The following is a 19,003-nucleotide window of genomic DNA, read 5'->3' as shown; positions in this document are numbered from 1 at the left end:
GCCGATGTCTGGTCTCTATGCCCGAGAAAGCCGATCGGTCTCCACGATGGCGCATCTGCGGTTCTTTCCGCAGGCGGTGACAGGCGGTCACGGATCGTATCTGACCGGGGAGGATGGGCGCCGGCTTCTCGACCTGTCCGCCTCCTGGGGGGCTGCGAGCCTCGGTCATTCCCACCCGGCGCTGCGCGATGCGGTGAACCGGGCGCTGTCGAACCAGGCCGGTGCCAGCTATCTGTCGAGCGCCAACGAGCCTTGCGTGCGGCTGGCCGAGAAACTGCTCACGCTGGCGCCGGAGCGTGCCCGCGGCCGCGTCTGGTTCGGCCATTCCGGGTCCGATGCCAACGAGACCGTCGCGCGCATGGTCGTCTCCGCAACCGGCCGCCCCCGCATCCTTGCCTTCAAAGGTGCCTATCATGGCGGTACCGTCGGCTCGATGGCGGTGTCCGGCCATCCGGCCCAGCAGGGGGCGCGCGCCGCGGGGCTGACGCTCGTGCCCTATCCCGACAGCTATGCCAGCGGCGGTCCGGAAGCCGCAAAGCGGGAAGCGCTGGAGGCGCTGGAGCAGGCTCTCGCCAGCGAAGCCCCGCCGCAGCAGATCGCAGCCTTCTTCATCGAGCCCATTCAGTCCGACGGCGGGATGCTGGTGCCGCCGGACGGCTACTTCCAGGCCGTGGAGGCGATCTGCCGGAAGCACGGCATTCTCATCGTCGCCGACGAGGTGAAGGTCGGACTCGGTCGCACCGGCCGGTTCAACGCGTTCGAGCATTGTCGCATCGAGCCGGACATCGTCGTCTTCGGCAAGGGACTGGGCGGAGGCCTGCCGATCTCCGCCGTCGTCGGGCCCGAAACCGTGATGAACCATGCGGTGGCGTTCTCGCTGCAGACCGTCCACGGCAATCCGGTCTGTTCGGCCGCGGCTCTGGCGGTGCTTGAAACCATCGAGGGCGACAGGCTGGCGGAGAATGCCAACGCCACAGGCCGTGTGCTCTTCGAGGCTCTCGGCAGGCTGGCGGCAACGCAGCCGCTGATCGGGGAGGTGCGCGGCCGCGGTCTCGCTCTCGGGATCGAGCTCGTCACCGACAGGGGCACCCGTCGGCCGGCATCGCGGCAGGCGGCACTGACGGTCTACCGCGCCTATCAGTTGGGGCTCGTGCTCTACTATGTCGGGGTCCATTCCAATGTCCTGGAACTGACGCCGCCGTTGACGCTTACCGAGGCGCAGGCCCTGGAGGGCGTCGCCATTCTGGGCCAGGCGCTTGACGATGTTCAAAACGGGCGCGTCGACGAGAACCTGCTTGCCGGATTCGCCGGCTGGTAAGGCTCCTTCGTCCCGGCGCTCCCATCATCCCTTGCATGGCTGGCCCGAAGCCTGTCAGACAGACCCTCGGCCCGTCGTTGAGGCCGGCGATTCCGGGCGGACGGGCCGCGCCGGTCGTCTGGCCGGGTCGGCACACAAGGAGAGACTTGGAATGATCGAACGTATCGATGTCGGGACGCGCCTGAGCCAGATCGTCAAGCACAATGGCGTTGTCTATCTGGCCGGCCAGGTCGGGGAGGGCGCGACCGTCGCCGAGCAGACCCGCGACTGCATCGCTGAGGTGGAGGCGCTGCTCGCCCGCGCCGGCTCCTCGCCCGAGAAGATGCTGCAGGCGATCATCTGGCTGGCGGACATGACCGACTTCGCCGAGATGAACTCGGTGTGGGACGCCTGGGTGCCGGCCGGCTGCGCGCCCGTGCGCGCCTGCGGCGAGGCGAAGCTGGCTACGCCCGAATACAAGGTCGAGATCATCGTCACCGCCGCCTGCGACTGATCTGATCGCGGACGGCGGGGCGACCCGCCGTCCCTTTTTCGCTCCCGCGTTGCGGGCCGGCGTCGTGCCGTGCGTCAACCGGCGTCCGCTGTGGCCGGACCCGGCGGGATCGCAAGCACATCCATCGTGGCGTTCCTCAGCACCTCTTCGGCGACGCTGCCGAGCAGGAACTTGGCAAGGCCGCCGCGACCGCGCGTGCCGACGACGACCAGCCCGGCCTCGTCCTGCCGCGCCGCGGCCAGGATCTCGTCGGCCGTGCCCGATGCGTCGTGGCGCGCCAGATATTCGGCCGGCGCGATGTCGAGCCCGTCGAAAAAGGCCGCAAGCTTGCCGGTCGCCTCGTTCCGCTCCCGTTCCAGATAATGCTCCTTGTCCTCCTTGTTCAGCGAATGGCCCATGGCAAGGCCGATCGCCGGGGCGTCGAAGACATGGAGGGCGGAAAGCCGCGCATGCCCGTGCAAGGCAAGCGCGCGGAAGGTTTCGATCGCCGCGCGCGAGGCATCGGACAGGTCGGTGGCCAGCAGGACGTTGCGATAGGGGCCGACCGGAGGCGCGTTGGCCATCAGCACCGGGCAGGCGACGAAGCGGATGGCACGTTCGGCCGTCGTGCCGACAAAGGCGTCGCGCAGCACCTGCCGGCGATGCGGACCGAGCACCAGCAGGTCCGGCGTCTCATCTTCACTCGCCTGCGCGATGCCGGCGAAGGGGGAGGCGAGGACCACGCGGGTCTCGCAAGCCACCCCGTCGATCCGGCGCAGCGTCGCGGACTGCTCGTAAAGCAGGCGCAACGCCACCTCGCGCTCGGCGTCGACGATCCGTTGCGGCTGGTCGTCGTCGACCACATGAACCAGCGACAGGCTGGCGCCGGTCTGCCGTGCCAGCAGCGTGGCGCGCCGCAGCGCGCGGTCGGACCGCTCGGAAAAATCGGTGGCCACCATGATTGTCTTCATTGCGCGTGTTCTCCGCCGTTCCCGACCTACACAGACACGAGAAAAGGACACTTTCCTTGATCTGGATCAGGCGGGGATCATCATGTTTCGCTATTCTGCGACAAACACGTGCAAAATGGCATACCCATGACCCGAGAGCAGTATCAGACAGTCAGGGAGGTGGCCGAGCGCCTGAAGATCAGCGAGGCGACGGTGCGGCTGTGGATCCGCAGCGGCGAATTGCGGGCGATCGACATCGGCAAGGGATGGCGGATTGCAGACAGTGATTTCGATACCTTCCTGAACAATCATGCGACAAGGGCACGGCCGGATATGGCGTCGCCCGAGGACAGGAGTGCCTGATGGACGTGCTGATCCAGTCTCCGTTTGCCGAGATTGCCGCCTTGCTGGTGATGGCCGCGGCCGTCGGGCTGGTCGGCATCCTGCTCCGGCAACCGCTGATCGTCAGCTTCATCGCGGTCGGCCTGATTGCCGGACCCTCGGCGCTGGACCTCGTCCATGCGGACGAGCAGATCGCGTTCCTCGCCGAGCTCGGCATTGCCGTCCTGCTGTTTCTCGTCGGCATCAAGCTGGACGTGAAGCTGATCCGCTCGCTCGGCGCGGTGTCGCTGTTGACCGGGCTCGGCCAGGTCGCCTTCACCTCGTTCTTCGGCTATCTGATCGGCCTTGCGCTCGGGCTCGGCCACACGACGAGCCTCTATGTGGCGGTGGCGCTGACCTTCTCCTCGACGATCATCATCGTCAAGCTGCTGTCCGACAAGCGCGAGATCGATTCGCTGCACGGGCAGATCGCCCTCGGCTTCCTCATCGTCCAGGACCTGGTCGTGGTGCTGGCGATGATCGTGCTGTCGGCCATCGGCATCGGCGCGGCCACTGAGGGGGCGGGGGGACATGGCGGCGGCTCGGTGCTGACGGTGCTGGTCTCCGGCATCGCCATGGTCGCGCTGGTGGTCCTGTTCGTCCGTTTCGTCGCCACCCCGCTGACCGAGCGGCTGGCGCGGGCGCCGGAGCTGCTGGTGATCTTCGCCATCGCCCAGGCGGCGATGTTCGCCGCCATCGGCGATGCGGTGGGGCTCGGCAAGGAGGTCGGCGGGTTGCTGGCCGGCGTCTCGCTCGCCTCGACGCCCTATCGCGAGACCATCGCGGCGCGGCTGGCGCCGCTGCGCGACTTTCTGCTGCTGTTCTTCTTCATCGCGCTCGGGGCGACGCTCGATCTGTCGCTGCTGGGCGCGCATGTGACCGGCGCCATCATCTTCTCGCTGTTCGTGCTGATCGGCAATCCCTTGATCGTGCTGGCGATCATGGGGGCGATGGGCTACCGCAAGCGCACCGGCTTCCTGGCCGGCCTGACCGTGGCGCAGATCAGCGAGTTCTCGCTGATCTTCATCGCCATGGGCGTCTCGCTCGGGCATGTGCGGGAAGATGCGCTCGGCCTCGTCACGATGGTCGGCCTCGTCACCATTGCCGCCTCGACCTATATGATCACCTATTCCCACCAGCTCTATGCCCTGTGCGAGCCGCTGCTCGGCCTGTTCGAGCGCCGGGGCACCCCGCGCGAGCCGAGCGAGGCATCCGCGCATGAGGACACCGGCCACAAGGTGATCGTTTTCGGCCTCGGCCGCTTCGGCACGGCGATCGGCCTGCGGCTGCAGCGGCGGGGCATCCGCGTGCTCGGCGTCGACTTCAATCCGCTGGCGGTGCGGCGTTGGCGCGAACTCGGCCTGGAGACAGAGTTCGGCGACGCCACCGATCCGGAGTTCATCTCCGAACTGCCGATGTCCCATGCCGAGTGGCTGGTGTCGACCGTGCCGAGCCACGTCACCGGGCTCAGCCAGGAGGATCCGCGCACGACCCTGCTGCAACTGGCCCGCAGCGCCGGCTTCGGCGGACGGATCGCCGTCTCCTCGCATCACGCCAGCGATACGGAGACGATGTTCAAGGCCGGGGCGGACATGGTGCTGGAGCCGTTCCAGGACGCTGCCGACCGTGCCGTCGAGCTGCTCTGCGGCGCCCGCAAGGAGGAGCGCACGGTCATTCCGCTGATCGAGAGCGAGGCGAGGGAGGCCTCCTGAGGCCGCCCTGCCGCCGTTTTCGCTCAACGCTTCGCCTCATCCATCTCGGCGCTCTCGCGGGCCAGATAGGTCCGGGTGATGCCGGGGATGCGCTCGGCGAGCCAGCCGCCATATCGATGGGTTCACGACCTGGCTTCCGCAACGCTTTGCGCGGGCCTGGCTACCAGTCGCGCCTTGCGGCAAGCTCGGTAAGCTGATCGGCCAGCTCCGCGGCGAACTCCTGCACCAGCATGGAGAGCGGCCGGTTGGCGGGCGTCATCAGCGACAGGTTGTGGTGCAGTTCGGGGGCGAAGGGACGGAAGACGATGCGGCTCGACGTCCCGAACGTTTCCTCATGGCTGATGGCGGTGAAACTGTCGCAGATCGTGCAGCACAATCCTTCCGAGACGAGCTGCAGCGCCGGCAGGAAGGTGCGCAGCTCGAAGCGGCGGTTGAGGCGCGCCCCCGCATCCCGAAAGGCACGGTAGGTCTGTACCGCGGTGATGTGCTCGTCATACAGCATGGCGAGCGGCCGGCCGTCGAGGTCGGCCGGCGTGATCACCTCCCGTTCGGTGAGCGGATCGTCCGCGGGCATCGCGCAAAGCCCGGGAAAGACGAAGTCCTGCGAGCGGATCGTGCGCCGCGGCTCGGACGTCTCGGCAAGGCCGATGTCGTATTGCTGCGAGGCGATCCAGTCGGTGATGACCACCGACGACTGCATCATCAGCGAGACTTCGACCTGTGGGCGGCCGCGTAGGAACCCTGCCACCACCTTGGGCATGAAAAAGCCGGATGCGGCCGGATTGCAGGCGATCCTGAGCTTGCCCTTTTCCAGGTTGCCGATTTCCTGCAGCGTGCGCGCCGAGTGCGACAGGCGCTCCAGGACGAATTCCGCCTCCTCCAGGAAGTAATGGGCCTCGGGGCGGGCCACCAGCCGCCCGCGCTCGCGTTCGAACAGGGGAAAGCCGATTTCCCGCTCCAGCCCCGAAATCATCGCGCTCACCGCCGGCTGGGTCCGCCCGAGGGAACGGCCCGCCTCGGAGACCGAGCCCGTGCGCATCACCTCCACGAAAGTCTGCAACTGGCGGAATGACAGGTTCATGTCCATCCCATAGATTGACTTTATTGATATAGCAGTAATTCTAATTTGATTTTATGCCATAGCAGATCCGACAATGGCAACTGCAATGGAGGTTGCTGTGGCGCTCGCAAGACCGCCATGAGAGGGGGGCGTGTTTTGGACCGGTTTGCGAAATACCTGCTGACGACGCTGATCTGCATCGTGGCGCTCGGTCAGTTTGCTCAGGCACTCACGCGTTACGTCTTCCAGATTCCGGTGATGGGGCTGGAGGAGACGATGATGTATCCGACGCTCTGGCTCTACATTCTCGGGGCGGTCAATGCGTCGCGGGAGAACAGCCACATCCGGGCCAACGTGCTGGAGATCTTCCTCAAGACGAAGCGGCAGCACACGATCCTTGCCATTATCGGCGAGATCCTCAGCCTGATCATCGGCCTCTGGCTGCTTTACTGGGCCTGGGACTTCACCCGCTATGCCTGGCGCGTGTGGAAGGAGAGCCCGACCCTCTACATCCCGACCTTCTATTCGGATGTGGCGCTGGTGATCGGCCTTGCGCTGATGATGCTCTACACGGCGATCCACATGGTCGGCCATGTCCGTGCCCTGGCGGGGGAGGGCGCACGATGATCGAGATCGCGCTCATTGCCATCGCGGCCCTCGTCGTCACCCTGTCCTTCGGGGTTCCGCTGCCCTGGTGCTTCGGCGCCGCGCTGATGGTGATGTACTATCTCGGCGACGTCACCATGAAGGGTATGGTGCTCTGGGGCTTCCAGCAACTGGGCAACCCCGTGCTGCTGGCCATTCCGCTCTTCGTGCTTGCCGGCGCGGTGATGTCGGAAAGCGGCATCGCCGCCTCGCTGCTGCGCTTCGTCAACGCCTTTGTCGGCCATGTGCGCGGCGGCCTCGGCATCGTCGCGGCGGTGAGCTGCGCCGTGATCGGGGCGATCTCCGGCTCCGGCCTCACCGGCATTTCGGCGATCGGCCCGCTCCTGATCCCGGAGATGGAAAAGCGCGGCTATCCGCGCGAATACGCCACGGCCCTGATCGCCAATTCCTCGATCCTCGGCCTGTTGATCCCGCCATCCCTCAGCATGATCCTGTTCGGCTGGGTCACCGAGACCTCGATCCTTGCCTGCTTCCTGGCGACGCTTGGGCCGGGCCTCTTGATCATGGTCAACTTCTCGCTCGTCAACCTGTGGATGTCGCGCAAGTTCAACCTGGTGCTGGACGAAAAGCCGGCGCTCGGGGACCTTGCCGGCGAGGTGGCGCGGCGCGGCGTCCATGCCTTCCCGGCGATGCTGATGCCGGTGATCATTCTCGGCGGCATCTATGGCGGCATCGTCACGCCGACGGAGGCGGCGGCGCTCGCGGTGATCTACGCCGTGCCGGTCGGCTTCCTCGTCTACAAAGGGCTGAAGCTCGATAACTTCCTGTTCGCCGGCAAGGAAGCGGCCACCGCCGTCGGCGCGATCATGCTGATGATCCTGTTCTCGATGATCGTCGGCCAGATGTTCGTCTATGAGGGCGTCCCGCAGCAGCTCGTGCAGGCGATCTTCGGCATCACCGAGAACAAGGTCCTGCTGCTGATCATGATCAACGTGCTGCTCTTCCTGATCGGCATGGTGGTCAACGACACGACGGCGATCCTGCTCGTCGCCCCGCTCCTGATGCCGTTGATGCAGGCGATGGACGTCTCGCCGGTGCAGTTCGCCGCGATCATGGGCGTCAATACGGCGATGGGCGGGGTCACGCCGCCCTATGCCTCGATCCTCTATCTCGGCGCCCGCATCGGCAAGGTGAAGGTCACCAAGGTGATCCCGCCGGCGATGCTGCTGATCGTCACCGGATACCTGCCGGTCGTCTTCCTGGTGTCGTTCTGGCCGGACCTGTCGCTCTACCTGCCGAGGCTGTTCGGCTACTGACCCCGACAACAACAAGAAGAACCCTGAACTGCATAACCTGAAGAGGAGGTCCTCATGAAACATATGCTGCATGTCACCGCCGCCGCCCTATGGCTGGCCACCGCCGGCCTTGCCCAGGCCGCCGACCTGAAGATGAGCCATGTCCGCCCGCAGGGCACGACCATCGACACCGAGCTGAAGGTCTTCGCCGATGCGATCCGCGAGGCGAGCGGGGGAGAGGTCAATATCCAGATCTTCGCGGCCTCGGCGCTCGGCGACTACACCACCGTGCAGGAGCGCGTGTCGGTCGGCGCCATCGACATGTCGGTCCAGCCGGCGGCGACCGCCGCCGACCGACGGATGCAGATCGCCTCTCTGCCGTTCCTCGCCTCCAACTGGGAGGAGGCGCGCAAGGTCTACGGCCGCGGCGGGGCCATGCACGCGACGATGGCGGAGCTTTTCGCCAAGCAGGACATCACGATGCTGGCGGCCTATCCGGTCTATTTCGGCGGTATCGCGCTCAACCGTGACGCGGTCACCCCCGGCACGACCGAGGCCAAGGGCATCAAGGTGCGCGTTCCCGGCATCAAGGGCTTCCAGCTCACCGGCGAGGCGCTCGGCTACATTCCCTCGCCGATCCCGTTCTCGGAAGCCTTCACCGCGGTCCAGACCGGCGTCGTCGACGGGGTGATCGGCTCGGGGGCGGAGGGCTACTACTCCTCCTTCCGCGATGTGACCAAGACCTATATCCCCGCCAACACCCATTTCGAGGTCTGGTTCATGATCATCTCGACCGAGGTGTTCGAGGGGCTGAACCCGGACGTGCAGGCAGCGATGCAACGTGTCGCCGCCGAGTTCGAGACCATGCGCTGGACCGTTGCCGAGCAGGATCAGGCGAAGAACGAGCAGCGCCTGGCCGACGAGCTCGGCACCACGGTGGTGGCGCTCTCCGACGAGCAGCTCTCGGCCATGGCCGAAAAGGTGCGCGAGACCGTATGGCCCGAGGTGCTGAAGGACATCGGCGAGGACTGGGCGCGCTCCGTTCTCGAGACTGCCCGCGACTGATCCTGCCTCCTGCCGGGCGGCCCCGCGCTGCCCGGCATCCTTTCCAATCCGATCGGACATCGTCATGGATTCTGACTACGCCATCATCGGTGGGGGCGTCGTGGGCCTTTCCGTCGCCTGGGGCCTGCTCGGGCGCGGGCGCTCGGTCACCGTGATCGACGGCGACGACGGCAGCTTTCGCGCCAGCCGCGGCAATTTCGGCCTCGTCTGGGTGCAGTCGAAAGGCATGAACCAGCCGCGCTATGCAAGCTGGTCGCAAGCGTCGGTCGCCGCCTGGCGCGGCTTTGCCGAGGAGCTGCGCGAGGGCACGGGCGAGGATCCGGCGCTCCGGCAGAACGGCGGCTACGATCTGCATTTCTCCGAGGAGACGCTCGCCGAGACCGTCGCCCGCTACGAGGTGCTGAAGGCGAAGCTCGGCGGCAACTATCCTTACGAGGTGCTCGGCCACAACGAGTTGCGCATGGAGGAGCCGGCGATCGGGCCGAAGGTCGCAGGCGCGATCCTGCATCACCAGGACGGCCACGCCAATCCGCTCAAGCTGCTGCGGGCGCTCGCCGCCGATGTCCGGCGCCGGGGCGGGCGCGTGCTCAATGGCAAGACCGTGCGGTCCGTCACCCGCAACGACGTGTTCCGCATCGAATGCACCGACGGCACCCTTGTGGAGGCGGCGCGCACGGTGCTCTCCGCCGGGCTCGGCTCGGCGGCGCTGGGGCCGAAGATGGGGTTTCGCGCGCCGATCCGGCCGCAGCGCGGCCAGGTGCTGATCACCGAGAAACTGCCGAAGCTCCTCAACCGTCCGTCGCTGCTCGCCCGTCAGGTGGACGAGGGCGGCGTCCAGATCGGCGTGACCAACGAGGAGGTCGGCCACGACGACACGGTGACGGTGGAGGGCATTGCCGGGATCGCCGCCCAGGCCATCGCCGCCTATCCGGTGCTGGCGAAGGCCCAGCTCGTGCGCTCCTGGGGCGCGCTGCGGGTGCTGTCGCCCGACGGGCTGCCGATCTACCAGCACAGCCGCGAGATGCCCGGCGCCTATCTCGTGACCTGTCACAGCGGGGTGACGCTCGCCGCCGCCCATGCGCGCTTCCTGCCCGACTGGCTGGAAGGCACGGCGCAGGCCCCCGACCTGGAGGTGTTCAGTGAAGACCGCTTCGACCTTTCGTGAGCTGGAGCCGGAGGGACCGCGTGTCCGCGTCCGTTTCGCCGGCCGGGATCTCCTGCTGCGCGAGGGCGGCAATCTGGCGGCAGAGTTGCTGGCCGCCGGCGTCACCCCGTTTCGCCGCACGCCCGTTTCCGGCGCGCCGCGCGCTCCGTTCTGCATGATGGGCGCCTGCTTCGACTGCCTGGTGGAGATCGACGGCGTCACTCGACAAGCTTGTATGTGCGAGGTCGGCCCCGGCATGGAGATCGCGATGCCGTTTGCGGAGAGGGACGGGGATGCGTGAGGCCGATCTCGTCATCCTCGGCGCCGGACCCGCCGGCATGGCCGCTGCCCGGACGGCGGCGGAGGTCGGGCTTGCGGTGGTGCTGCTCGACGAGCAGCCGCGCGCCGGCGGCCAGATCTACCGCGATGTCGAGCGGGCGGGAGAGCGGCGCGCCGCGATCCTCGGCGCCGACTATCTCAAGGGCGCCGATCTCGTCCGCGACCTGCCGCATCCGAATATCCGGCATCTTGCCGGCGCCACCGCCTGGCAGGTGGAGGAGGGGCGCCGCGTTGCCTTCACCCTCGACGGCGAGGCCGAACTGGTCGAGGGGCGCCGGCTGCTGATCGCGACCGGCGCGCTGGAGCGGCCGATGCCGATCCCCGGTTGGACGCTGCCCGGGGTGATGACGGCAGGTGCCGCGCAGATCCTGCTGAAGCAGTCGGGTATCGTCTGCGAGGGGGCGGTGCTCGCCGGCTGCGGGCCGCTGCTCTATCTCGTGGCAGCGCAGATGTGCCGCGCCGGCACGCCGCCGCTCGCCCTGGTCGAGACGCAGACGGCTGCCGACCGGCTCGCCGCGCTGCGCCATATCGGCGGTGCGCTGCGCGGCTGGCGGGCGCTTGCCAAGGGTCTCGGCCTGCTGGCCGAACTGCGCCGGGCCGGCGTGCGCCGCTATACCGGCGCCAGCGATCTTGCCGTCGAAGGGGGCGCGCAGGCACAGGCGCTGCGCTTTACCGCTGGCGGGCGCGCGCACCGGATCGCCTGTTCGACCGTGCTGCTGCATCACGGCGTCGTGCCCAACACCCAGGTCGCCCGCTCCATCGGCGTGCCGCATCGCTGGGACGACGCCCAGCACGCATTCGTTCCCGAGCGCGATCCTTGGGGCCGTGCGGCGGGAGTGGAGGGCGTCTTCGTCGCTGGCGATGGCGGCGGCATCGGCGGGGCTGGGGCGGCGGCGCTGGCTGGCCGGCTCGCCGCGCTGGCGATTGCCTGCGACCTCGGCCGCCTGAGCCCTGGCGAGCGGGATCGGGCCGCGCGGCCGTTGCGGGCGGCGCTGGCGCGGGAGCTGGCGGTGCGCCCGTTCCTCGATCGCGCCTATCCGCCGTTTGCCGGCGCGCTGCGTCCGGGGGATGACACGCTGATCTGCCGCTGCGAGGAGGTGACGGCGGGCGACATCCGGCGCTATGCCTCCATCGGCTGCCTTGGTCCCAACCAGACCAAGGCCTTCGGCCGGGTCGGCATGGGGCCGTGCCAGGGGCGCTATTGCGGATTGACCGTGACGGAGCTGCTGGCCGACGCCAACGGGCGCAGCCAGGACGAGACCGGCTATTACCGCATCCGGCCGCCGTTGAAGCCGGTGACATTGGGCGAACTGGCGGCACTGGCCGCCTCGCAAAGCAAGGAGACTGCGGAATGATTGAACGCATCGATGTGGCGACGCGCATGAGCAAGATCGTCAAGCACAACGGCGTCGCCTATCTGTGCGGCCAGGTCGGCGAGGGCGAGACCGTCGCGGACCAGACCCGCGAGTGCCTTGCCCGGGTCGAGGCGCTGCTCGAGCGTGCCGGCTCCTCGCGCGAGAAGATGCTGCAGGCCATCGTCTGGCTGGCGGACATCAACGACTTCGCCGAGATGAACGCGGTCTGGGATGCCTGGGTGCCGGCCGGCTGCGCGCCCGCCCGTGCCTGCGGCGAGGCCAGGCTCGCCCGCGCCGATCTCAAGGTCGAGATCATCGTCACCGCCGCCTGCGACTGACGCTGCCTGCGGCGGCGGAACACCGTCGCCGCTTGTATGTGCCCGAAGCTGAAGGGGCGGGCGCGCGCCTATGCCTCGATCTTCGAGACCCCGCACCACGTGGCGATGATGCCGGCGACGGCGCCGACGAAGCGCACGTGATCCTCGGTATCGACCCATTCGTCGGTGCCGTCGTTCTGGCTGAGATCGCCGCAGAGCGGGCCGATGCCGATGGTCGGGATGCCCTTCTGGATCATCGGGTTGCGGATGTCGCTGCCCGTATGCATCGGGTTCACATGCGCGTCCAGGCCGCAGACACCGCGGATCGCCTCATGAGCCGCGAGCAGCAAGGGATGGTCGCCCGGCACTTCCGCGCCGGTGGTGCCGCTGTCCCAGACGATGCGCGGCGGGTTTTCCGAAAGCCAGGGATCGCTCGCGGCGGCCTCCGCCACCGCCGCCTCGATCTGCGCGCAGACGTCGGAGAGCTTTTCCGGCGGCGGGAAGGCGAGCGCCGCGCCGAGCGTGCAGCTGATCGCAAGACGGGCGAGCCGCTTCGGATCGCCGGCGGAGATGTGCGACATCATGATGTTGGTCGAGCGGCCGACCTCGCCCTGCAGCGCCGGATGCCGGACCTCTTCGTCGCGCCGGGCGTCGAGCCGTCTCAAGGCGTCCCAGATCACGAACGCCTTGTCGATGGCGTTGACGCCGAGATGCCCGAAGGCGGTCTGCAGCGGCTCGGTCGTCGGCGGCGGGCAGCCCTCGACGATCACCCGGAACTCGACCTGGCCGGAGGCCAGCGCCTTGATCTCGCGCAGCCCGGCGCCGGACTCGGCCGGGTGCAGGTAGAGCGCGGCATCCGCCGTCATGCCCTCCTGCATCAGCCGCGAGACGCCGCGGGCATGGCGCTTGCTCGGCGTGCTGGCGATCAGCACGTCGCCGTCGGGGCGCAGGCCGAGCGAGGCGAGCAGCTCCAGCGCCTGCAATCCGGCCGCAACGCCGGAGAGATCATCCGCAACGCCCCAGCCGTAGAGCCGGCCGCCCTCGATCTCGCCGGCGAACGGGTCGTGCCGCCAGCGGTCGGTGCCGGTGACGGGCTCGCCGTCGGGATGGCGAAGAGGATCAGGCTGCGCCCGTTTCCCGTCCCCTTGCAGCGTGCGATAATGCTGGTGCGCGCCTGCGGGTCGATGGCCGCCGCGCCGGCGAACTCTTCGACCATGCGCACATCCGCGGGATTGTAGGAGCTGGCCTCGACGGTGCAGCCGAGCGCCTCGGCGGACTTGGCGAACAGGGCCTGCACCGCCGTCTCGCCGTCCTTGCCGGCGCGGATATAGGCCCGCAGCCCGTCGAGAATGCGTGCGTGCTGGCGCGCCGAGGCGTCGGCGATGTCCTGCAGGATCGATGTCACGGTGGTCTCCTGTCGGTGTCCGTCGCCAGCCGTCATGTCGCGATGGCCGCCGAGCGGCGCTGCAAGAGGCGCATGAGGCTGAACGTCGTATAGTCCAGCGGGTCGTGATGGACGGGGGCATCGCGCCCGTCGACGCGAAGATGCACGGGGCCGCAAGCCGAGTGGGCCTCCACCTCGAACCAGGCCTGGGTGATGGTGGGGTCGGCGACCAGCGTCACCCGCGTCGCGTCGAGGCCGAGACCGGCCAGCGCGACGCCGATGGTGACATTGAGGTGTCCGGGAAACTGCGCGGCGATCTCGCGGGCGCTCGCCTCCAGGAAGGTCGTCGGCACCGCGACCCTCTCCAGGTCGATAAAGCGGCTGGCCCCCATCGCCTGCCAGCGCTCCAGCGGATAGCCGATGCGCATGGCGACGCGGGAAAGGTCGTTCTCGCGCGCCGCCGTCAGGAAGCCGATGGAGCCGAGCGCTCCGGCCGGCACTTCGATCCGTCCCGGCCCCCTGGCGGCGGCCTGCGTCAGCAGGTGTTCCGCCTCGCGGTCGGCGAAGGCGCCGAGCGACAGGGGCAGGATATCGCAGCCGGCGGAGAGCAGGGCGGGAGCCGCCTCAATCAGCGTCGCGGCGGAGGCGCATTCGGCGGCGACGGTCGGCCGCGCCTTCAGAAAACTCGCAAGGTCGGTGCAGATCGCCGCATCGGGGGCAAGGGCGCTCGCCTCGCTCGCCTGGTGCGCGCGCACCAGCAGCGCGGCGAGCCGGGGGCCGTCGCTCGCACCGGAAAAGCGCGCGGCAAGCCGTCTGCCGATCGGTCCGAAGCCGATGATCCCGAGCCGGTCGCGGGGGCGGGTGCTCATCACGATGTCCAGACCGTATCGAAAACAGCGGGAGGAGAGGCGGCGGCGGGGAGGCGCCGCCGCCCGCCGCAGGACCCGCCGGGCGCGGGGGAGGGCCGGGCGGGTCCGTTTACGGGGAAAGGCGTCAGACCGGATGTTAAGCCGGAGATCAGGCCGGTCCGGGGCCGCTGATCGCGAACTTCTCTTCCTCGATGGTCAGCACGCCGTAGCGGTCGAACAGCTCGTCATAGAAGCCGCTGGCACGCAGGTCGTTGAGCACGCCGACGGTGGCCTCGGCCAGCGTCTTGTCGGCAAAGGCTAGCGTCGCGATCTGCGGGAACAGGCCGGCGATGGCGCGGGTGAAGTCGTCGCGGTCCTCGAGGAACTTGGCGGTGGCGTCGATCGAGGTCGCGGCATCGACCTGGCCGGCGCGCAGGGCCTGGAAGGCTTCCGAGAAGTTGTTGAACACCCGGACGGTGATGCCCTTGAGCCCGGCGTTCTTGAGCATCTCGTCGACCTCGCGGGTGCGGCGCTCCTCGATGCCGCCGAGCTCGACGCCGACGGACAGGCCCGCCAGCTCTTCCCACTTGGTGATGCCCTTCGGGTTGCCCTTGGGCACCAGGAAGCTCACGGCGGCGCGCTCGTAAGGCACCATGTACATCAGCTTGGAGCGCTCTTCGGTCCAGAAGATGCCGGTGTTGATCATGTCCCAGCGGCCGGCGGCGAGGCCCGGCACCATCGCCGCGAACTCGACCTTGATATATTCCGGCGTCAGGCCGAGCTTGGCGGCGATCTCCTTGCCGAGCTCGATGCGCATGCCCTGCACCTCGCCCTTGTCGTCGACGAACTGGAGCGGCGGCAGGGTCGGGTTGGTGCTCATCACCAGCGTGCCCGGCTTGATGATGTGCGGCGGGGCGAGCGTCGGCTGGGCGAAGGCGGCGCGCCCGCCAAGGGCAAGGCCGGCACCAGCCGCCGCCGCGCCGAGAAGCACGCTCCGGCGGGAGACGCCTGCGCCGAGAATGTGATCGAAGCCTTTGTTTTTCATGGGAGTTGTCTTCCGCTCTGGGGGATGGGACGGGGCTTGTTATTTATTGTATTCGTACGGTATACCATTTATATGCGATCCGCAAGCGGGCAAAAACGACGAATTCGGGAGGGCGGCATGGCGCATGCGGGGACGGTTCGGACGGTGTGCGGGCCGGTCGCGCCGCAGGCGCTGGGCTACACGTTGATGCACGAGCATCTGCTGTGCGACCTCACCCCGCCGGCGCTTCGCGGCCGCGGCCTGCCCGAGGTCGAGATCACGCTGGAAAACGTCTTCGACGTCACCTACCGGCCGAACGACTATCACGGCAATCACCGGCTCCAGGACCTTGCCATCGCGACGTCGGAGACGCGCCGTTTCGCGCAGGCGGGCGGCGGCACCATCGTCGAGATGACCACCGGCGGGCTGTGTCCGGACCCGGAAGGGCTCGCCGCGCTCTCGGCGGCGACCGGCGTGCATGTGGTGCTCGGCGCCGGCTTCTATACGCAAGGCTATCAGGACGCGGCGACGCTGGCGCTGCCGGTCGAGGCGCTGGCCGACATCGTCACGGCGCAGGTCGAGGAGGGCGCCTGGGGCACCGATATCCGCTGCGGCATCATCGGCGAGATCGGCTGCTCCTGGCCGCTGACGCCGTTCGAGCGGCGCTCGCTTGCCGCAGGCGCCATTGCCCAGCAGCGCACCGGCGCCGCCATCACCGTCCATCCCGGCCGCCATCCCGACGCCCCGCACGAGATCCTCGACGTGCTTCAGGCGGCAGGCGCCGACCTCTCCCGCGTCATCATCGACCATATGGACCGCACCTATGACGGCGTCGACGCGGTCGTCGCGCTGGCCCGGCGCGGCTGCGTCGTCGAGTACGACTTCTTCGGCATCGAGCAGTCGCAATACTGGATGGCGGTCGCCGACCTGCCGACCGACTACATGCGCATCCATGCGGTGCGTCGGCTGTTTGACGAGGGGCTCAGTGGCAATGTCGTCCTGTCGCAGGACATCTGCACCCGCTCGCGGCTGCAATGCCATGGCGGCCACGGCTATGCGCATATGCTGCGCAACGTCGTTCCCCTGATGCGCGACCGGGGCTTCGGGCAATCCGAGATCGACCTGCTGCTGAAAGAGACGCCGGCGCGGCTGCTGACGCTCGTTTGAGTGCGCTCAGTCCGTCATGTTGAGGTGCTTGCGGGCGAAGTCGATCAGGCTGACGATGTGGTTCGCCACTGTCCGGCGCACGTCGTCGGCGTCCTGCCGCTGAAGTGCGTCGATGATCATCAGGTGCTCGGTCGAATCGGGCGTCAGCCGGTCCTTCAACTGGCCGATCTCGAACAGCCGCGTCGTGGCGCGCAGGTTGCGCAGCACCTGCGCCATCACGTCGTTGCCGCAATGGTCGATGATCAGCCCGTGCAGGTGGTCGTCGGAGAACCAGTGGGCATCGGTGTGATAGCTGGTCGCGCCCATCAACTCGTCGATCTCGCGGCGGACCTCGATCAGCTTGCGGCGCGGGATGCTGCCCATCGCCTGCACCGCCGCTTCCGGCTCGATCAGCAGCCGCAGCTTCAGGCTCTGGATATACTCGCCGATATCGACGTGCCGGACCACGTAGTTGCGCCCCTCGCCCTTGTGGACGAGGCCTTCGCCCTCCAGCCGCTGCAGCGCCTCGCGCAAGGGCGTGCGCGAGACGCCGAGCGTCTCGGCCAGCCGCGCCTCGACGATGACATGGCCGCCACTGAGCTTGCGGTGGCGAATCATGTCCGACACGGCGTTGTAGGCCAGCGCGGCGAGGCTGTGGCTTCCCCGACCCGCTGCGCTGCCGCCGCTTTCCTCCGTCACGCTCACTTTGGCTTGCTCCTCCCCCGTCTCGTCGCTGCGCGGATCCTGCCTCATGCGAAAGACTTTCCTTGGCTACAGCCATGCGGCATAGCAGTCCTGATCGTCAAATAGGGAAGTGGAGACGGCGCATGGCCGAGCAGGACACCGGCACGGAGACAAGTCTCGCGGACGAGACCTATCGCGCCCTGCTGGAGGAGATCCTGTCGGCGCAGCTTGCCGGAGGCGTCGTCATCCAGGAGCGCCGGCTTGCCGCCCGCCTCGGCGTCTCGCGCTCGCCGATGCGCGACGCGCTCGGCCGGCTGGAGGGGCAGGGGCTCCTGGTGCGCAACGGCAAGAGCCTGCTCACCGTGCGGGTGATCACGCTGAAGGACTATCTCAACAGCCTCGCCATGCGCCTGCTCGTCGAGCCGGCGGCCGCCGCGCTCGCCTGCCCGGACCTGCCGGAGGCGGTGCTGCGCCGATGGTCCGCGATGCTGGACGCCATCGAGGCCGACCCCGATCCCGATCCGGCGACGATCTGGCGCTTCGACGATGCGCTGCACCAGGGGCTGGGCGAGGCCAGCGGCAACCCGTTCATGGCCGAGACCATCGTCCAGATGCGCCGCTACACGACGATCTTCGAGCGCCAGCGGCGGCTCGAGCAGCGCAAGCCGGGCCTTGAGGACCATCGCGAGATCCTCGCCGCGCTCGCCGCGCGCGATCCCGAAGCCACGCGCCAAGCCATGGCGCGGCATCTGGACAAGGTCCGCCAGCGGGTACTCTCCACCTATTGAAATCGCCGCCGGGCGGCAGGGTCGGGGCGCCATCTCGGTCTTTCGCTCACTCGTTGTCTCGCACGCGTCGTCTTCGCAAGGAGCGGGACGCGCGGCGTTTCGAAAGGTCCGTGCACAGGTCCGACAAAGGGACTTGCGCCGGCTCCGTTGCTGTGTATTAAATCGGTATACCAAATGAATGCGGGAAAAGCAAACCAACCCGTGGCCCCATCTCACCCCGTGACGCCTCCCGGCCGGGAGGCCCGCGACCCTGTCGCTGGCGCTTGCCCGTCGGTCGACCCGTTCCGCTTCCGCGAGCCCGTGGCCGCCCGTCGGTCCGCGCCGCGCGGGGGCGGCGCCGTCGCCCGCGGCCTGCCGCGCCCGATAGAAAGGCCCGCACAGGAAGGCCCGCACAGAAAGGCCCACCATGTCAGTCTGGAACTGGTCAGGTTTCTTCAACTATCTCACCAACGCCTACATTCTCGAAGGCGTGTTCACGACGATCTGGCTGACCTGCGTCTCGCTTTTGTGCGGCCTGTTGCTCGGCTTCCTCATCGCCCTGATGCGGCGGTCGAAGCTGCAGGTGCTGCGCGGCATCGCCTGGTTCTACATCTGGCTGTTCCGCGGCACGCCGCTCCTGGTGCAGCTCATCGTCATCTACACGGCGCTGCCGCAGCTCGGCATCCGCTTCTCGGTGGTGGAGGCGGCCTTGATCGGCCTTGCCCTCAACGAGGCGGCCTATCTCGCCGAGATCATCCGTGCGGGCATCGAGGCGGTGCCGGAAGGCCAGTCGCGGGCCGCCCGGGCGCTCGGCATGACCGAGCGCCAGATCATGCGCTACATCATCATGCCGCAGGCCTTCAAGGTGATCATCCCGCCGCTCGGCAACTCGGTGAACGGCCTGCTGAAGACGACTTCCGTCACCTCGGTCATCTCCATGGAGGAGCTGCTGCGCCGCACGCAGGTGCTCATCCAGGAGAAGTTCATGGTGCTGGAGCTCTTCGCGGTCGCGGCCCTCTACTACCTCATCCTCACGACGCTCTGGGACTTCGTCCAGCGACGCATCGAACGCCGGTTCGGCCAGTCGACCGCCGCCGTGGGTCTCACGGAAAAGCGCTGAATCTCCATAAGGGTAC

20 protein-coding genes are annotated in these 19,003 nt (G+C 68.0%); 14 read left to right on the top strand and 6 right to left on the bottom strand.

What is annotated here, in order from left to right; translation table 11 throughout:
- The first annotated feature begins 4 nt into the window (after positions 1-4).
- A complete protein-coding gene (locus P2PM1_RS15010) occupies positions 5-1,318 on the top strand; it encodes an aspartate aminotransferase family protein (protein ID WP_186399608.1) in 1,314 nt (437 codons plus the stop codon).
- 151 nt (positions 1,319-1,469) lie between these two features.
- Positions 1,470-1,811 carry a RidA family protein gene (locus P2PM1_RS15005; protein ID WP_186399607.1) on the top strand — a complete coding sequence of 114 codons (342 nt, stop codon included), beginning with the start codon at positions 1,470-1,472 and terminating at the stop codon, positions 1,809-1,811.
- Between the two features lie 74 nt (positions 1,812-1,885).
- On the opposite strand, the gene P2PM1_RS15000 is transcribed toward P2PM1_RS15005, so the two are convergent.
- Complete coding sequence (locus P2PM1_RS15000) at positions 1,886-2,761, bottom strand: universal stress protein (RefSeq protein ID WP_186399606.1); 876 nt, start codon at positions 2,759-2,761, stop codon at positions 1,886-1,888.
- A 126-nt stretch (positions 2,762-2,887) separates the two neighbouring features.
- Here P2PM1_RS15000 and P2PM1_RS14995 point away from each other — a divergent pair, with 126 nt between their 5' ends.
- On the top strand, positions 2,888-3,103 hold the full coding sequence (locus P2PM1_RS14995; RefSeq protein WP_186389128.1) for a helix-turn-helix domain-containing protein: 216 nt from the start codon (positions 2,888-2,890) through the stop codon (positions 3,101-3,103).
- Positions 3,103-4,833, top strand: coding sequence for a cation:proton antiporter (locus P2PM1_RS14990; RefSeq protein ID WP_208984360.1), 1,731 nt, complete (start codon positions 3,103-3,105; stop codon positions 4,831-4,833). The genes P2PM1_RS14995 and P2PM1_RS14990 overlap by 1 nt, the downstream gene beginning before the upstream one ends.
- A 160-nt stretch (positions 4,834-4,993) precedes the next feature.
- Here P2PM1_RS14990 and P2PM1_RS14985 read toward each other — a convergent pair whose 3' ends face one another.
- Complete coding sequence (locus P2PM1_RS14985; protein WP_186389127.1) at positions 4,994-5,914, bottom strand: LysR substrate-binding domain-containing protein; 921 nt, start codon at positions 5,912-5,914, stop codon at positions 4,994-4,996.
- Positions 5,915-6,049: 135 nt separating this feature from the next.
- Here P2PM1_RS14985 and P2PM1_RS14980 point away from each other — a divergent pair, with 135 nt between their 5' ends.
- From P2PM1_RS14980 to P2PM1_RS14950, 7 genes are all read left to right on the top strand, one after another.
- Complete coding sequence (locus P2PM1_RS14980; RefSeq protein ID WP_186389126.1) at positions 6,050-6,520, top strand: TRAP transporter small permease; 471 nt, start codon at positions 6,050-6,052, stop codon at positions 6,518-6,520.
- Positions 6,517-7,815 carry a TRAP transporter large permease gene (locus P2PM1_RS14975; protein ID WP_186399605.1) on the top strand — a complete coding sequence of 433 codons (1,299 nt, stop codon included), beginning with the start codon at positions 6,517-6,519 and terminating at the stop codon, positions 7,813-7,815. Before P2PM1_RS14980 ends, P2PM1_RS14975 begins: the two co-directional genes overlap by 4 nt.
- Before the next feature lie 54 nt (positions 7,816-7,869).
- The gene (gene dctP / locus P2PM1_RS14970) at positions 7,870-8,859 is read left to right on the top strand and encodes a TRAP transporter substrate-binding protein DctP (RefSeq protein ID WP_186389124.1); all 990 of its coding nucleotides are present in this window, start codon (positions 7,870-7,872) and stop codon (positions 8,857-8,859) included.
- Between the two features lie 64 nt (positions 8,860-8,923).
- Positions 8,924-10,024, top strand: a complete 1,101-nt coding sequence (locus tag P2PM1_RS14965) for an FAD-binding oxidoreductase (protein WP_186399604.1) — start codon at positions 8,924-8,926, stop codon at positions 10,022-10,024.
- Entirely contained in the window at positions 9,999-10,304 is a 306-nt protein-coding gene (locus tag P2PM1_RS14960) for a (2Fe-2S)-binding protein (RefSeq protein ID WP_244293154.1), read from the top strand. The genes P2PM1_RS14965 and P2PM1_RS14960 overlap by 26 nt, the downstream gene beginning before the upstream one ends.
- Entirely contained in the window at positions 10,297-11,697 is a 1,401-nt protein-coding gene (locus P2PM1_RS14955; protein ID WP_186399603.1) for an NAD(P)/FAD-dependent oxidoreductase, read from the top strand. Before P2PM1_RS14960 ends, P2PM1_RS14955 begins: the two co-directional genes overlap by 8 nt.
- A complete protein-coding gene (locus P2PM1_RS14950) occupies positions 11,694-12,035 on the top strand; it encodes a RidA family protein (protein WP_186399602.1) in 342 nt (113 codons plus the stop codon). Before P2PM1_RS14955 ends, P2PM1_RS14950 begins: the two co-directional genes overlap by 4 nt.
- A gap of 68 nt (positions 12,036-12,103) precedes the next feature.
- On the opposite strand, the gene P2PM1_RS14945 is transcribed toward P2PM1_RS14950, so the two are convergent.
- From P2PM1_RS14945 to P2PM1_RS14935, 3 genes are all read right to left on the bottom strand, one after another.
- Entirely contained in the window at positions 12,104-13,540 is a 1,437-nt protein-coding gene (locus P2PM1_RS14945) for a M20/M25/M40 family metallo-hydrolase (RefSeq protein WP_186399601.1), read from the bottom strand.
- Positions 13,452-14,267, bottom strand: coding sequence for an aspartate dehydrogenase domain-containing protein (locus tag P2PM1_RS14940; protein ID WP_186399600.1), 816 nt, complete (start codon positions 14,265-14,267; stop codon positions 13,452-13,454). The genes P2PM1_RS14945 and P2PM1_RS14940 overlap by 89 nt, the downstream gene beginning before the upstream one ends.
- A gap of 148 nt (positions 14,268-14,415) precedes the next feature.
- Entirely contained in the window at positions 14,416-15,291 is an 876-nt protein-coding gene (locus tag P2PM1_RS14935) for an ABC transporter substrate-binding protein (RefSeq protein ID WP_186399599.1), read from the bottom strand.
- 117 nt (positions 15,292-15,408) lie between these two features.
- Between P2PM1_RS14935 and P2PM1_RS14930 the strand changes: the two genes are divergently transcribed.
- The gene (locus P2PM1_RS14930) at positions 15,409-16,437 is read left to right on the top strand and encodes a phosphotriesterase (protein ID WP_186399598.1); all 1,029 of its coding nucleotides are present in this window, start codon (positions 15,409-15,411) and stop codon (positions 16,435-16,437) included.
- Positions 16,438-16,443: 6 nt separating this feature from the next.
- Here the strand turns inward: P2PM1_RS14930 and P2PM1_RS14925 are convergent, their stop codons facing one another.
- Positions 16,444-17,169, bottom strand: a complete 726-nt coding sequence (locus P2PM1_RS14925; protein ID WP_186389115.1) for a GntR family transcriptional regulator — start codon at positions 17,167-17,169, stop codon at positions 16,444-16,446.
- A gap of 74 nt (positions 17,170-17,243) precedes the next feature.
- On the opposite strand from P2PM1_RS14925, the gene P2PM1_RS14920 reads away from it, so the two are divergent.
- On the top strand, positions 17,244-17,888 hold the full coding sequence (locus tag P2PM1_RS14920; RefSeq protein WP_186399597.1) for a GntR family transcriptional regulator: 645 nt from the start codon (positions 17,244-17,246) through the stop codon (positions 17,886-17,888).
- Positions 17,889-18,294: 406 nt separating this feature from the next.
- Positions 18,295-18,987, top strand: coding sequence for an amino acid ABC transporter permease (locus P2PM1_RS14915; protein WP_186399596.1), 693 nt, complete (start codon positions 18,295-18,297; stop codon positions 18,985-18,987).
- Positions 18,988-19,003 lie beyond the last annotated feature (16 nt).

The organism is Stappia sp. P2PMeth1 (assembly GCF_900185735.1).
Lineage (GTDB): Bacteria > Pseudomonadota > Alphaproteobacteria > Rhizobiales > Stappiaceae > Stappia.
The sequence above is the reverse complement of the archived record's forward strand: the minus strand, read 5'-3'. Positions and strand labels throughout refer to the sequence as shown.

What these genes read in the sequence shown, in the direction of transcription:
- P2PM1_RS15010 (WP_186399608.1), top strand. Translation starts at nt 5, where the DNA reads ATGTCTGGTCTCTATGCCCGAGAAAGCCGATCGGTCTCCACGATGGCG.
- P2PM1_RS15005 (WP_186399607.1), top strand. Translation starts at nt 1,470, where the DNA reads ATGATCGAACGTATCGATGTCGGGACGCGCCTGAGCCAGATCGTCAAG.
- P2PM1_RS15000 (WP_186399606.1), bottom strand. Translation starts at nt 2,761, where the DNA reads ATGAAGACAATCATGGTGGCCACCGATTTTTCCGAGCGGTCCGACCGC.
- P2PM1_RS14995 (WP_186389128.1), top strand. Translation starts at nt 2,888, where the DNA reads ATGACCCGAGAGCAGTATCAGACAGTCAGGGAGGTGGCCGAGCGCCTG.
- P2PM1_RS14990 (WP_208984360.1), top strand. Translation starts at nt 3,103, where the DNA reads ATGGACGTGCTGATCCAGTCTCCGTTTGCCGAGATTGCCGCCTTGCTG.
- P2PM1_RS14985 (WP_186389127.1), bottom strand. Translation starts at nt 5,914, where the DNA reads ATGAACCTGTCATTCCGCCAGTTGCAGACTTTCGTGGAGGTGATGCGC.
- P2PM1_RS14975 (WP_186399605.1), top strand. Translation starts at nt 6,517, where the DNA reads ATGATCGAGATCGCGCTCATTGCCATCGCGGCCCTCGTCGTCACCCTG.
- dctP (WP_186389124.1), top strand. Translation starts at nt 7,870, where the DNA reads ATGAAACATATGCTGCATGTCACCGCCGCCGCCCTATGGCTGGCCACC.
- P2PM1_RS14965 (WP_186399604.1), top strand. Translation starts at nt 8,924, where the DNA reads ATGGATTCTGACTACGCCATCATCGGTGGGGGCGTCGTGGGCCTTTCC.
- P2PM1_RS14955 (WP_186399603.1), top strand. Translation starts at nt 10,297, where the DNA reads ATGCGTGAGGCCGATCTCGTCATCCTCGGCGCCGGACCCGCCGGCATG.
- P2PM1_RS14950 (WP_186399602.1), top strand. Translation starts at nt 11,694, where the DNA reads ATGATTGAACGCATCGATGTGGCGACGCGCATGAGCAAGATCGTCAAG.
- P2PM1_RS14945 (WP_186399601.1), bottom strand. Translation starts at nt 13,540, where the DNA reads ATGCCCCCGTCCATCACGACCCGCTGGACTATACGACGTTCAGCCTCA.
- P2PM1_RS14940 (WP_186399600.1), bottom strand. Translation starts at nt 14,267, where the DNA reads ATGAGCACCCGCCCCCGCGACCGGCTCGGGATCATCGGCTTCGGACCG.
- P2PM1_RS14935 (WP_186399599.1), bottom strand. Translation starts at nt 15,291, where the DNA reads ATGAAAAACAAAGGCTTCGATCACATTCTCGGCGCAGGCGTCTCCCGC.
- P2PM1_RS14930 (WP_186399598.1), top strand. Translation starts at nt 15,409, where the DNA reads ATGGCGCATGCGGGGACGGTTCGGACGGTGTGCGGGCCGGTCGCGCCG.
- P2PM1_RS14925 (WP_186389115.1), bottom strand. Translation starts at nt 17,169, where the DNA reads ATGAGGCAGGATCCGCGCAGCGACGAGACGGGGGAGGAGCAAGCCAAA.
- P2PM1_RS14920 (WP_186399597.1), top strand. Translation starts at nt 17,244, where the DNA reads ATGGCCGAGCAGGACACCGGCACGGAGACAAGTCTCGCGGACGAGACC.
- P2PM1_RS14915 (WP_186399596.1), top strand. Translation starts at nt 18,295, where the DNA reads ATGTCAGTCTGGAACTGGTCAGGTTTCTTCAACTATCTCACCAACGCC.